Source organism: Sulfurirhabdus autotrophica (assembly GCF_004346685.1).
Classification (GTDB): domain Bacteria; phylum Pseudomonadota; class Gammaproteobacteria; order Burkholderiales; family SMCO01; genus Sulfurirhabdus; species Sulfurirhabdus autotrophica.
The window spans coordinates 1-14,176 of sequence record NZ_SMCO01000006.1 but is presented as its reverse complement, the minus strand read 5'-3'; the positions used below and the strand labels follow the sequence as shown (position 1 = coordinate 14,176).

Sequence of the window (14,176 nt, the reverse complement as noted above, 5' to 3'; positions counted from 1 at the left end):
TAAAAAGCGAATCATTCAGAGTAACCTTCAAACGGCTCAGCCAACATGCGGAAGGTGAGCCGAGGCTACATGTGCTTTGATTAGCTGCATTTTGATTCTTTCGCCATCCTGCTTTCTATTTGGCAAAACAACTTGAAGCGCTCGCATCCTTCCTGAGTCCTTTGCCTTGCATCTTAGCCAACGCTTCTTGGCATTCTCCCAAACTTGGAAACGGACCCCAGGTGGCAGTACCAGTTGATGACATAACCACATAGTAATAACTATTTACCGCAAATGCCTGCAATGGAAGCATCGAAACTGCAACAATTGCCAGCCAAAACAATTTGTTCTTCATTTTCTTCTCCTGTGAAAGTGATAAATTTTGATGCCAGTAGAGGAAATTCAACAAAATGAACTTTTTTTTTTCCATTTGACGGTTGAGCATGAACTAAGCGAAAGCAATAAACAACAACTAACTTGTAATGTGTTATCGCCTGGTCAACGCTTAACCGGTATATATGGTAAATTTTTAACTGGCATCAACAAACCTGTATGTCCTCATCCAGGATTTCAGTTTTTGCTTCCCCCTCCCCACCCCTGACTCAGTCGATTGCCCTCAAAACTTGCTGAGCCTCAGGATGTCCCAACATGTATTCCCGCAGCCAGTGGTAATGCTGGGCACATGTTGCTGCAAACTTCTGATTGTTGCTGAACGACATATGACTATATGTATACAGGCAAGCAGTAATACCTAAGGCATCCGCTGATAGGCTGCCCTCAAAGCCGTTCTCGCAGACTACATGGTATTGATGGTCAATTGCTGTGGTAGATGCTATAGCGGGAGCCATATAGAAACCACCGTTGCTTAATGTGTAAAACTCCCAGTAACCGCCGTTGTATTCACGGGCTATGCTATCCGTGATTGCATACACATGCGGTTCAAGTAGCAGTGGGAAGTGAATGCCGAATAAATCAGCGGTATGGTGGATGCGTTGTTGATTGGTTACTTGCTGGCGGGTGATAGTTGTAATCATTTCTGTACTCCAGTTATGGTCGCATGACCGGTTGTGTAGGTATGTAAAAATCCCCCAAACCTTTATCTATGCCTATTTCCTCCAGACGAACGCAACCCTTTGCAATGACATAGATGTTCTGTCTGCCTGATTAACATGAAGCTGGAAAAATAAAGCTAAGAAAAGGAATTAGGGGGAGGGAAGGGGATAGATGAAACTAAGAAAAGTCAGTATGGAATTCCCAGGTATCTTCATGATCGATGGCAGCCATCAACCTGACTTGGTCATTGACTGCATCCGTAAAGGCTTCATCTGGCAGATCCCAGGTAAGCACTACATCAATCGCGGCTAGAAGGCAGTTTTGGTTGTACATGGTGTTTGCTCCTTTGGTTGTGTTTGGTTTTGTGAACGTGAATGAAATAAAAAACGATTCCTGCAAGTACAAGCAGTACCGTGAATACGAGGGGATATAAGAAGAACAGCAATGCCAAACTAACAACTCCGATCCATCGGGTGGAGGCAAATGCGAGGCATATAAGTGAGATAAAAAACAAGGTAATGGCAATGGTGATCATCAAGGCTCCAGGTTGGTTAAAGAAGTAAATGGATTTGCTAAAGATGCATTTACTGAGTGAAAAAGGTTGATTAGGGTCGGAATAAGGTCGGTATTGCGCCTGTGCTTCATTGCGAAGCTGAAAACTCCTTAGGTTTCTTAGAGTTAGGCGTGTGAATATTGAGAGAACTGCGGACTTCAACTACGTCGGAGAAGATTCAGCCTGCTTTTTACCTTTAGGGGGTAATGCCGACTTGTCCTGCTTGGTTGGTACTGCTTCTTTACCAGTTGTGCTCCGCATAGGTTTATCCTTGGCCTTCACAGCAGCATTGGAAGCAGTATCAGGTGACGCCATCAACTTTCTGATTTCGGCCATAAACTCAGTTGGGTCCAAGAGTTCATAGCATCGACGCTTCTCTGTTGACTGCTGTACCAATCCTTCTTGTTTCATTGCAGCCAGCAGAAAGGCAGGTGTGTTTATTGATTTGCCACGAAAGAGCGGATAGAGAACATACGATATGAGTGGCTTGTCGCTGGGTACCTTGGAAAGCACCTGCAGGATCACTTCTAGCGGTATCCATTCCTTACTGAAAAAGCCATTCCCAGTATTGGAAAAAACACGGAACTGGATTGAGGATTCATCTGTGCAATTACTTTCACCATTTACTGCACATCCGATGTGGTAGGTCAGATTAGATTTCCCGGAGCAGGAAGGGCATGTGCCAGTCTTCAGGATACGCATGACAGTTTCAGAAGTTGTAGTTCCAGAAGTTGCCGGTTTTTGGATGGCAGCATCTGACTTGATTGCTGTAACTTTTTTCATGATGGGACTCCTTTGTAGTGATGGGTTTGTTTAGTGGTTGGGTTAATGACAAACATCTGTTTCATATAAGATGGTTAAAAAGCCGCAACAGCATTTGTTACTTGATCGCAGTAAAAATCTCAGGCTGGCGATAAAGAACATTCAGTAGCGCAAGGCATTCGGCATGGGCGCGGGGAATCTTTGCGTCGTACTCAATGATTCCGGCTCGCTCCTCAAATTCCTCACGCTGTCTTTCATCCAGCAGGGTGACCATTTCAGCAACGAGTGCATCCAGGGGGATTGGATAAGTTATATTCATATCAGTCTCCAGAAGTGGTACTTCAAAGGGGAAACCACGCAAACCAGCCTTAAATAGGTCTAGTGATGGTGGAGTGAAATGATGGTTGGGTAGATATTAGGAAGAAGTGGGTGGATGGTGAGGGGCTATGTTGCCTGAGCAGTGAAGTCAGGTGCTGGTACTGCATAAATGGCACACATCGCCAGTAGATCAGCATCGATTCCCGATGTTTTGGGAATGAAGATATCGATACCGAATCCGTCATCATTCAGAATGAAGACCATTTCGTAGCACCCTGAGTGTTCCTCCAGAGCTTCATAGGAAGGCGAGAAATCAGGGCCTCCGAAGCAGGTATCATCGAAGAGGTCACTCAGGATAGGACAACTGCTTTCCTTCTCCAGCGATTCCACACTGTCGCCAGGTTCGACAACGATCATGTATCCATGCAGATCGTAGTTATATTCTTCGCCTGCACAGATTTCGGTAAAGCGTCGCTCGACCAGACTACGAATTTCAGGATCGGGAATGTTGCTTGCTAAAGTGGGACCGCGTAGGACAATCATAGATATCTCCTTTTTAATGGACGAAAAAAAATGCCAACGCATCAAAAGATTGGCAGGCACAGGATGTTGCAGATTTCGAGTGAGGCTAGTTACTAATGGGTGAGGATGATTACGGGTGAAACAGCTAAGGGGGATTTATGGGGGTAAATGAGGTGGTAGGGGGAGGCAGGGGCAGGGCGGTTATTAAAAGTGCCCCATAATAAGGTACGGTATTCCATAAGCTATAAGTAGAAATACCAATACTCCCGTTAAAACGGCACAGGTCAAGGCGATCAGGGATTTCATGAGGATGTACCGGAGGGTATTGAAAAATCCCATTGAGGGCATGTTCTGCAGTGCTTTGCCTATGCCTGAGTGATCGGTGGTCACCCAGCGGAATAGGCTTGTTGCTGTTTTGTCTGTAGCTCGTCCGGTGAGCTTGGCAGCTTGCCATCCAGCCGACCGCAGATTGTGTATTCCTTTGTTACCAAACTTTCCATTTTGTTTTGCCATTTTGTATTTCCCTTTAGTGTTGTGGTTACTTGGGCTGCTACGAGGAACTTAATGCAGATAAAGGATGGGGTTGTGGCAGTTAAGAGATTGCCAACTATTGATCCAATTTTGTCGGAATTTTTTACATGCCATTAGCTACTTAAAATTTATTATTAATATTTTCTATTGTTATCAATTGATTAAGAAATATATCTTATATCGGTATAGTTATTGCTTTGTGAATGGAAATAAATAAGAAATATACAAAAAATAATAATTATTGCCCCGGGGAGGGGTGCACAATGAGTATCAAAATCACCTCGATCATGGCTCTGGTCGCTACTCTTGCCTGTCTAACTCATACGCCTGCATACGCTGTCGGTAATTTTTACACGATCAAAGATCTCGGTGCCATTGGCGATGGCACTCTCAGTTGGGCTTCTGGCATCAACCAAAATGGCCAAGTGGTAGGTCACAATTACGCTTCGCATGCATTCCTTTACAGCAATGGATCGATAGGCGATCTTGGAACCCTCGGTGGTGGCTACAGTGATGCCTATGGCATTAATGGAAGTGGTCAAGTGGTGGGTGGAGCCTACACAGCAGGCAATGCCGCTCGAACCGCCTTTCTATACAGTAACGGTACAATGAGCAGTCTTGGCACATTGGGCGGCACGAACAGCGCTGCTTATTCCATCAACAACAATGGCCAGGTGGTCGGTGAAGCTAACACTGCGGTCTACAACAGTTGTTGCAGTTTTACTTCCCACGCTTTCCTTTATAGCAACAATGTGATGACCGATCTTGGTACTTTTGGCGGCAGCGACAGTCGCGCTTTTGGCATCAACAACAGCGGTCAGATTGTTGGCGGCGCCTTCACTGCGGATAATACTGCTTATCATGCTTTCCTCTTTAGCAACGGTGCAATGAGCGATCTCGGCACCTTCGGCGGCACGCGTAGCGAAGCCTTTGGTATTAACAGTAACGGTCAGGTGGTGGGTATTGCACAATCTTTGGATAATACTGCTTATCATGCCTTTCTTTACAGCAACGGTACGATGAGTAATCTTGGCACATTGGGCGGCACGAACAGCTTTGCTATAAGCATCAACAACAATGGCCAGGTGGTGGGTGAATCCGACACTGTAGGCAATTCCGCTCGAACCGCCTTCCTTTACAGCAATGGTGCGATGAGCGACCTTAATAGCTTGCTGAACCAGGGTTCAGGTTGGACATTGTTAGAAGCCAATGGCATCAACGACCTAGGCCAGATTGTTGGTATGGGGACGATTAATGGTCAGAGCCACGCTTATCTCATGACACCGACTGCCGTTCCGGTGCCTGCCGCTGCGTGGTTGTTCGGTTCTGGTCTATTAGGTATGGCTGGGTTCGTAAGAAAATGTACAACACGCTTGGAAACTAGAAAATAATAAGATAAGTGGATATAGGTAATGGATATAAGACTTAATAAGGAACGTCGAACGGGACTTCCTTTTGGTAATAAGCCACCATGGCTTGCAAGGGGTGTAATGGGTGGTTTGATTTTTTCCGATCGTAGGAAAACATCTGATAGGCGAACGGTGAATAATCGGAAAAATAGTGAAAGTGTCGGCGATAGTTGATATGCGTTATTGCATGTTCTGAATTGTTCTTAAATATAAATAAAAAATTAAGGGAAGATCGAATGAAAAATTGGTTTCTTGCGTTATTGATATCGACTCTAGCAGGATGTGCAACATTCCCTAAATCACCTGACGATCAGGCTATGTACTATGCAGATAAGATCGAACAACAATATAAAAGTGGGAATCCACTGGATGCCTGTTTGAACATGACTTCTGCATTGGCTCAACCATCCGGGAAAGCACAAATTAAAAGCTTTTTGGCAAAAAATCCTATATATGTCAAACAACTTGAGGACTCGCTACTTAATAGAGCACGTGCACTGACATCAAAATATGAAGCATTTGATGTTCTAAATACTACTCGAGAAATATCGGATGCTGGTATTTGGAGGTCATCTTCGTCCAATGCGATTGTATCTGAGCTTAATGCAAGCATTTCGAAAAGCAACGTCACCAATTCATTGGACTGGATGCTCGGCGATGACTATTCAAAATTCACCTCGCTTTCCTCAACTGAAGGAGAGGACTTAATATTTCATCGTACACTTAATATTTTAAAAGACACAAAACGAGTGCCCAGACAGGTTAACGCATTATTAAAGTTCGTTGAATCAAAGGGGCGCAATTCGTCGCAGTTTACAGAAGTTTTTAATGCGCTACCTCAGCTAAACATTAAACGAAGTGAATTGACTGATGAGTTTTCCCGAATATTCCCGGCTTTTACACAAGAAAGGTTAGCTAACTTGTCTCTAAAGATTAAACTTCATTGTCAACCACAGGATAGATTGTTGCAGGAAGATATCGCAGCTAAGCTCAAAGGTTTATCTAATAACTTTATAATTGTTCCGGAGTTGGATTCAGATACTGTGGATGTGGTTGTCGAGAAGTTACGTCATGATGAACGAGCAATCCCGGAGAGAACGCAAACTGTTACGGTTTCAGATACTGAAGTTGATTTGCTTAAAGCTGCACTTTTGATGCCACGAAATGCTTCATATCTGTATGACTATACTTCTGGTGGCGCAAACCTAGAATATGGGTATGCAATAAAAGCTTCGCGTAAAGGAGGTGTTCTGGCGGATGAGCTTATTCGAGACAAGCTATCTAATACCTATCACTCTTGTAGCAATATGCGTGTACAGAATGTTTTCGGCGGCGTCCAAGGCGCAAAATTTTATGCTAATGACGATGTTAGGGCAAAGTGTTCTGGAAGTAATCAGAATAATGGCGGTGTTGAAAAACTGCGGCAAGATTTAATTGATATTATAGCTAGAAAAATCGCCGATATACCTTTATTAGCTAAAACAAGGGACTTGAACTAAGAGTCGGCTTTACTCCTATATCTAGGAAAACAAATCACTAGAAAGAAACGTAAGCAACATGTAATTAAGTTTCGCATATGTACTGTTTGAATTAGCTCATGCCGTTTAGCGAGAATTACGAACTAATTTATTGGCCTGAAATAAATAACCGGCCATATGTTGCGTTTCACAGGGGAAATCGTGGCACATCAAAATCAAGACCAGTACAAGGCGGAAAATGTTGAAGGTACTGTAAACGAGTTGTTTTCAGGAAAACTATCACTTGAGCAGGCTCTGCAAAAGCTAAGAACACGCCTATTAGACCTCTCAGCCAGAAATAGGCTACTGAATTACCGCCACCCTAAAGGTAGGTCAATACAGTTTGTTGATAAACCAAATCTTAATCTGGTGTTCAATCGCCTAGTTGATGGCAAATCCATACAAATTATCTATGTTTCTGATCCGCCTCCGGACTCGTATGAGCTAAGACGTCCAGATGTAAAAACTTACGCACAAAGCCAAGGGATTGATACTGACGTTGAGTTTTCTCCATTGGCATGCGGAGAGACTGCTAATAAGCACACACCGAAATTGCAGGCCCTAAACTATCCTGCTGAGTTGGATAAACTTTGCCGCAAACTTGCCTCTGAGGCTCGTACAGTCATTGAAGAAACCGGAACCAACATGTTGTATCTAGTGTTTGGATTCCTGGAATTCTACGAAAACCCCGCTTCTAATAAACCGTTGTTAGCACCGCTGCTATCCGTGCCGATAAGACTTGAGCGTGCTGGAACTGACAACAAAACCAGAACCTATCAATATAACATCCATTACTCGGATGAGGATATTCATGAGAATCAGACTCTTCGTGAAAAATTGAGTCGAGATTTCCTTCTTCAACTTCCGACATTTGATGAGGATGACGAGCCGGGAACCTATTTTGATAAATTGGCAGAGGCGTTTAAAAATCAGAAGCGCTGGAGAGTCCGGCACCAACTCACTTTGGGTTTCCTATCTTTCGGAAAACTAGCTCTATGGGAGGGCCTAGACCCGGAAAAATGGCCAGGATTGCTTGAGCACCCACTCCTCAATCAGATATTTTCTGGTGGCTCAGGGGACGGTGGTGCACTATTCCCCGTTGATTACGACATTGATAGTCATCCAATGGGAGAAACTCCGCTGATTTACGATGCGGATTCTTCTCAACATAGCGCGATTATTGACGTACTCAATGGTAAGAATATGGTTATTAATGGGCCTCCTGGCACAGGCAAGTCCCAAACAATTACCAACATCATTGCTGCAGGACTTAAAGCTGGTAAAAAAGTTTTGTTTGTATCAGACAAACTAGCTGCTCTTGAGGTGGTCAGGTATCGGCTCAATAAAGCCAGTCTTGGTCATTTTTGCCTTGAACTTCACAGTCACAAGACACAGAAAAAGAAACTGTTAGAGGATATTGAAGCTCGTATTCAAGAGAGGTTTCATGCGCCACATCAACTTGAAAGCAAGATTGACTCTCTTAAGCTAAGAAAGAAGGAACTCAACCGCTACGCCACCATCATGGGGAGTAAAGTTGGTAATGAGCTTGAACTCACCGTCTACGACATTTTCTGGAAGACTGAAAGGCTAAGGCAACAAATTGGCGACTTGGCCCAATCAGTCCAATCTATTGAGTTACCCAATGTTGAGTCCTGGAATTACGCTGATATTGAGTCGAGACGATCCAAGTTGGATGCTTTCGGGCAAATGTATTTAGCTATCGGTACATACGATACAAGTCATCCATGGTGGGGATTTTTTCCGCGTCCGTTGATTCCAGGAGATGAGGAGGCTATCGACACAATAGTCTCTAATGCAATTGAAATCGCAAAGGATCTATTTGATTCTGTCGTTAATTGTTTTGAATTTCTGGGTGTTATTGAAGAGCCGGAAATTGCTACAGTTCTCAGTTTAGAGAAAGCTATTCGCCTCTTGCCTGATCCTCCGGAAAATCTGGATAGTTTGCTTCTTCCTAAGATGCTAGCCGCAGAAGTGCGTGTTGATTACCCCATTAGAACGCTTGAGGCTGCCTTCGGAAAGTTAAGGCAGGCACAAATTCTTGACGATAAAGCTTGTTCATTACTTTTGCCGGATAACAATGTAACGCTTACACAAGTTGCACCGATGGCAAGGCGTTGTTCGTCCGAGCTGAAGCCTGCTTTTTTCACCTCGCCTCTTGAATCCATCAAGGAATGCATCTCAGCAGCTGAAATTGCTCTTAGTGAATTGGAAAAAACTGCTACTTCCACTCCCTGCCAATATTTTCAGGCAAGGGTATCAATGCTAGAAAATTTGAATCGTAGACTCGAAGAAGCAGCGCCGCTGAAGCTACTTGGTCAGCCGCTCAATGCATTGAAAGTTGGAGCTGAAGTACTTGCTTCAGAGGTTTTACGACTACGTGTTTCTTATGGCCGCGTAAGAGATATTGCCAAAATCCGTGGAATTGAGTTTGATGGATCTCCATCTGCAGTTTCCTTGTTAGGACAACCAGATGGTGTTACTGGGGTTGTGAAAGGTACGACTGTTGACGCTGAAATTATCGCGAACGCCAGAAAAACTGCTGAGTATTTGCTATTCGACATGCCTATTGGGAAAATTGCCAGGGCAAGTCAATCGAATGACTTATTGCTGCCAGAACAATCTTTGCAGGAATTGAGTCTGCGACATGCAAAGTTGGTCATAGTCTTACAAAAATCCACGCAACTACTCGACGAAGTAAACGAAATCGCACAGCAAGGTGGAATTGTTTTTGACGGTTCCGTAAAAGGGCTGGAAAATTTGGAAGTGTTGAGCAACATTTTCAACCGAGCGCCGACAGATTTGCTCGATTATAGAAGTTCCTCCTTTGGGCACCCTCGTGCACTCGAGCTGATTGAAGCTTCAGAAAACGCATTTATCCACGAAGAGAAAATGCGTAGCGAACTCGATTCGAAGTTCTATCTTGACTCACTACCTACTGCCGAAGAGCTAAAAAATGCCCTAAGAGTATTTAGGCGGGGCGATAATTTCTTTAATTTTTTGAATGGAGATTGGCATCGTGCCAAGAAGCTATTCTCTGGTATGGCAAAAAATAAGCAGAAGTTAAAAGCAGCTGGGTATGCGGAACAAATTTCAGATCTCATCAGTTGGATGGAGCATCTTGCAGCATTTATCAACAATGAGGAATACAAGACTTCATTTGGTTCTCTGTTTAGGGGCATCGATACTGATTTTTCAAAAATCAGGCGCTTGCAGGAGTGGTACTCTACTAGTAACTCTGAGCTGCTTCACCATACCACTCTGAGTGAAACTATTGACCTATCTACCTTTGACGAAAGGAAAATTTCGAAGCTTGCCTCATCAGTTGAAAAATTGCATGCCTATTCGACTGCCCTGACTCAAATCTTAGGCGAATCTAAAGAATTAGTGGGACCTGTTGGGCAGTATTTAGAATCAACAGTCAATAATACCGGATGGGGTGAGTTTAATCAGAAGCTACAACAAATCAAAAACGGTATTGGTAAGGCAATTCTCTATCTCGAGCGATTTGTCACTGCAGACATATCACCACGACGAGCTGTTGATGTTCTAAATGCCAAGCTCGAGCTACATTCAGCACAGGATGATTTTACGGCACTTAATCAAGGCGTCGCATACATTCAAGAGCATACCGAGCATATTCTTCCCGGTATTTCCCAAGTTTCTTGTAATTCCTGGGGAAGTTTTCTTGATCAATTGGATGTATTTGTTCTCGCCACTACGGCCTTAGCTGAAATTGTTTCTGCCTGTGGAGGGGACGAGATCAAACCAGCTGAAACCAAAGATTTGCTTGAAGCTAAATTCAAGTTGGATAATGCCTTGGAGCAATTCTCAGCCATACCGGATCAGGCTGTTTTCGATAGTTGGGTCAGTTATATTTCTAACATCAGGGAAAAAGTCGTGCTAACTGAGCAATTCACTTCGACACTGCTTTCCGCGGGCAAGCCTGGATCAACCGCCAAAAATGTCATTGAAGGATTAGAAGCACGCGATAGCGCGGATAGATTCATTAGTTCTGTGGAAAACGATGAAGATGCAATTTCAATTCTACAGGGACATTTCGATGGACTGAAAACTGACCTGGATACTTTGCAGGCAACCACAGAATGGTGCTCCAAGATCATGGAGGATCGTCAGTTAGTGGGCATGCCAATTAGGTCTCTCCTGCTTTCTGAAGAAGCTCCGTTTAAATTAAAATCTGCCAAAGGGTTACTGGCAAATGTTGCATTTCAAAGGGAAGCTTTGGAGTCAGCCCTAGAAAAATTGCGAGATTTTGGTGCTTATAAATGGGAGGTTTGGAATCTTTCCGAATTAAACACCAAGTATGCTGGCAAGCTCTTGGCCAGACTTAAGAATGCCAGCGCAAATCTAAACGAGGTTCTCCCTTGGTCCAAGTACATGCAAGAGCGTAAAGATTGCGAAAGTTCGGGCTTGAAGGAGTTCATAAACGGAGCGGAAGCCAAGAAATTTCCCGCCGCCGCTGTCGCTGAGATTTTTGAATATGTGGCATACCGCTCTATTGGCAAGAGTATTTATCGCAGCCATCCGGAACTGGAAAGATTTTCTGGCCTAAAGCACCAAAAGATGCGTAATGAGTTCGTAACTCTCGATGAGGAAATCATCAGTCTTACTGGAAAAAGCTTTGCTTATGAAATTGATAGGGTAAAGAAAGTACCTCCTGGAGACTCTGGTATAACGGCCTCACAGAAAACAGAAATGCAACTGATTCGCCATGAATTAGGGAAGACACGTAGGCACTTGCCCATACGTCAGCTTATTAGAAGGGCTGGTGGTGCGATACAGGCTCTTAAGCCTTGCTTCATGATGGGCCCACTTTCAGTTGCTCAATACCTTGCGCACGGTGCCATCGAGTTTGATATTATTGTTATGGATGAAGCGTCGCAGCTTCGGCCAGAGGAAGCTCTCGGTGCGATTACAAGAGGTACGCAACTTGTTGTTGTTGGCGATCCTAAACAACTGCCCCCGACGAACTTCTTTGATCGTCTGGTCGATGGTGGTGACGATGATGACGAAGATGAATCTCCAGCTGTTTTGTCTGGTTCCGAAAGTATTCTGGATATTTGTCAGCAGTTGTTCCATCCAGTTCGAAGTTTGAGATGGCATTACCGCTCTCAACATGAATCCCTGATTGCGTTCTCGAACTATCATTTTTATGAAAGTAGGTTGGTTGTATTCCCCTCTCCCTATAGCCGTAATAATCGATTAGGTGTCAGATATCGATATGTAAAAGATGGTATTTATAAAGACCGTCAAAACTTGCCGGAAGCACAACGGGTCGTCGCTGCTGTATTAGAGCATATGATGAAATATCCCGAAGAATCTTTGGGTGTTGTTACACTCAATCAGACACAACGGGACCTCATTGAAGACCTACTTGAAAAAAGTCTTCGCAATATCGATGAAGCTGATGAGTTTATATCCAAATGGGAAGCAGATGGCTGGCCGTTCTTTGTTAAGAACCTTGAGAATGTTCAAGGTGATGAGCGAGACGTAATCTTTATTTCGACGACTTTTGGTAAAGCTCCAGGTACCGAGAAACCCCGCCAGAATTTTGGGCCAATTAGTCGCCAAGGTGGGTGGAGGCGATTGAATGTTCTTTTTACTCGCGCCCGTAGAAAAGTTGAACTCTTCACCTCAATGCAGTCGGATGACATCGTGACAGATGAGAAAACACCGGCTGGTACAAGGGCATTAAAGGACTATCTGGATTTTGCCAGTCGTGGTGTTCTGACGACAACTAATTTCACTGGACGTGACCCAGATAGTGACTTTGAAGTTTCGGTCGGCAACTTACTGAGAAATCACGGGTACGAAGTTGTTCCGCAACTGGGCGTTGCAGGATTTTTTATTGATTTGGCAGTTAGGAATCCGGACCGTCCAGGTGAGTTTCTTGCGGCAGTGGAATGCGATGGGGCTACCTACCACTCCAGTAATTCAGCGAGAGATCGTGACAGGATTAGACAGTCAATCCTTGAATCTTTGGGCTGGGAGAATCGTATTTGGAGAATTTGGTCGACAGACTGGTTCTACAATGCTAGGAATGAAATAGACAGGCTGTTATCTTTTCTGGAGCAGCGAAGAAAAATTGCTCAAGTGGAGCCTGCACCCGAATACGATTATGAAGGTATTGGGGCTGAATCAGAGGGTGAGGAAGTTGGCAAGGAAAACCAAGTTGATTTATCTTCAAATGTTTCCTCACCTATATACGGAGACGAGCTTTGTGTTGAAGTCGGTGACCTGGTGACCTACTGCTTGGTTGATAAGCCGGATGAGCGACATACTGTGATGATTGTTGATACTGAAAGCAACCCGAAGCTGCATCTCGTTAATCAAGAGACCGCTCTTGCAAAAGCTCTTCTCGACTTACCTGTTGGTGAAGAGGAGATGGTTGGAAATGCAGGTCACAAGGTTCGCGTTATCAAAATACAGCGCCAGATAGAAATTGCCACCTAATTGATGTCATTTATATCGGGAAAATTAGAATATCCCCCCCCAATAACGGAACAGGGAGACATACTTGAAATACTATCGGATAGTGGTTTTTCTGAATGCATAGCCCCAAAAAAAATAAGGATGAATATGGATCCAATAACAATGATATTGACTCTTGCATTAAAGAATCCACAAGTAACAAGTGACACTTTAAAGAATTTTTCTACGCCTGGGGAAATAAAGGTGGAACAAATGCAAAGCAGTGCTGCTGATTTCGCAAGAGAAACACTTAAGTGCTACCACAAGTCAGCGCGCTTTCTAGGCATGAATGTTCTTGGAACGCAGTGGCAAGGTCAAAGCCAATACGCGGCACAAAGTTCTATTCTTATGCGTATTTATTTTTCAGGCATATCCGGAACTGGTTATCAAATGACGGTTGCTGCTATGGCAAAAGAGAATATGTACCGCACAGCAGTACTTCAGGATACAGCTCTTATTCCATACAATAAAAACTGTGCACTTGAATATTGGGTAACAGCTGAAGCTCAAAACTAAAGTTTCAGCCTATCTATCAAATTGAATAGTCGCATGGTCCAAACTTAGTTATGTTTAAGCAGCATCACAGGTTATTTAATTAATGCCGTAAATTAGCGCACAATATTGCTTTGAAGTACCACAGAGTTTAGAAACCGGTAAAAGCAGATTCAGAGGTTGCTACATGGCTACGATATTATGGGGAAGTCCATCATGAGCAATGATGAAGAAAAAAATGAAGCGAATATATTGAGGCAAAGAGCGGATGATGCTTTGACTAATTCCATCATTTCATTCGAGACTCCTCAAAAGCTCAGAGAACTGTGTATTCAAGAACAGGAGCCAAAATCAAAAAAACATACTACTGATGAAATACAATTCAAAATTCGAATAGCATCGACTGATCAGCGTCGCTCACAGGTTAATAGCTTAGGGTCTTAGGAAGTTAAGCACGTTTTAAAGTGTGCTAACTTCCTAAGATGATTAATAAAAATAGATATTATTGCCGTTCTCGAATCAGCGAAGCT

General features: G+C 43.7%; 12 protein-coding genes. 5 read left to right on the top strand and 7 right to left on the bottom strand.

What is annotated here, in order from left to right; translation table 11 throughout:
- Positions 1-115: 115 nt before the first annotated feature.
- The 7 genes from EDC63_RS08005 to EDC63_RS07980 all read right to left on the bottom strand — a co-directional run bounded on the left by EDC63_RS08005 (position 116) and on the right by EDC63_RS07980 (position 3,700).
- A complete protein-coding gene (locus tag EDC63_RS08005) occupies positions 116-424 on the bottom strand; it encodes a phage holin family protein (RefSeq protein WP_124948079.1) in 309 nt (102 codons plus the stop codon).
- Between the two features lie 157 nt (positions 425-581).
- Entirely contained in the window at positions 582-1,013 is a 432-nt protein-coding gene (locus tag EDC63_RS08000; RefSeq protein ID WP_124948078.1) for an antirestriction protein, read from the bottom strand.
- A gap of 196 nt (positions 1,014-1,209) precedes the next feature.
- Positions 1,210-1,365, bottom strand: a complete 156-nt coding sequence (locus tag EDC63_RS18540) for a hypothetical protein (RefSeq protein ID WP_165922945.1) — start codon at positions 1,363-1,365, stop codon at positions 1,210-1,212.
- A gap of 382 nt (positions 1,366-1,747) precedes the next feature.
- The gene (locus EDC63_RS07995) at positions 1,748-2,368 is read right to left on the bottom strand and encodes a hypothetical protein (RefSeq protein ID WP_132920910.1); all 621 of its coding nucleotides are present in this window, start codon (positions 2,366-2,368) and stop codon (positions 1,748-1,750) included.
- 97 nt (positions 2,369-2,465) lie between these two features.
- Entirely contained in the window at positions 2,466-2,666 is a 201-nt protein-coding gene (locus tag EDC63_RS07990; RefSeq protein ID WP_124948077.1) for a hypothetical protein, read from the bottom strand.
- Positions 2,667-2,791: 125 nt separating this feature from the next.
- Positions 2,792-3,208 carry a hypothetical protein gene (locus EDC63_RS07985; RefSeq protein WP_124948076.1) on the bottom strand — a complete coding sequence of 139 codons (417 nt, stop codon included), beginning with the start codon at positions 3,206-3,208 and terminating at the stop codon, positions 2,792-2,794.
- A gap of 183 nt (positions 3,209-3,391) precedes the next feature.
- Positions 3,392-3,700: a hypothetical protein gene (locus tag EDC63_RS07980; protein ID WP_124948075.1), complete on the bottom strand. Its 309-nt coding sequence runs from the start codon at positions 3,698-3,700 to the stop codon at positions 3,392-3,394.
- Between the two features lie 305 nt (positions 3,701-4,005).
- On the opposite strand from EDC63_RS07980, the gene EDC63_RS07975 reads away from it, so the two are divergent.
- The 5 genes from EDC63_RS07975 (at position 4,006) to EDC63_RS07955 (ending at position 14,090) form a co-directional block, all read left to right on the top strand.
- A complete protein-coding gene (locus tag EDC63_RS07975; protein ID WP_165922944.1) occupies positions 4,006-5,109 on the top strand; it encodes a DUF3466 family protein in 1,104 nt (367 codons plus the stop codon).
- A 254-nt stretch (positions 5,110-5,363) separates the two neighbouring features.
- Positions 5,364-6,626, top strand: a complete 1,263-nt coding sequence (locus EDC63_RS07970; protein WP_124948073.1) for a hypothetical protein — start codon at positions 5,364-5,366, stop codon at positions 6,624-6,626.
- Positions 6,627-6,806: 180 nt separating this feature from the next.
- Entirely contained in the window at positions 6,807-13,136 is a 6,330-nt protein-coding gene (locus tag EDC63_RS07965) for a DUF4011 domain-containing protein (RefSeq protein WP_165922943.1), read from the top strand.
- A gap of 126 nt (positions 13,137-13,262) precedes the next feature.
- Entirely contained in the window at positions 13,263-13,670 is a 408-nt protein-coding gene (locus tag EDC63_RS07960; protein WP_124948071.1) for a hypothetical protein, read from the top strand.
- A 192-nt stretch (positions 13,671-13,862) separates the two neighbouring features.
- The gene (locus EDC63_RS07955; RefSeq protein ID WP_124948070.1) at positions 13,863-14,090 is read left to right on the top strand and encodes a hypothetical protein; all 228 of its coding nucleotides are present in this window, start codon (positions 13,863-13,865) and stop codon (positions 14,088-14,090) included.
- Positions 14,091-14,176: the final 86 nt, after the last annotated feature.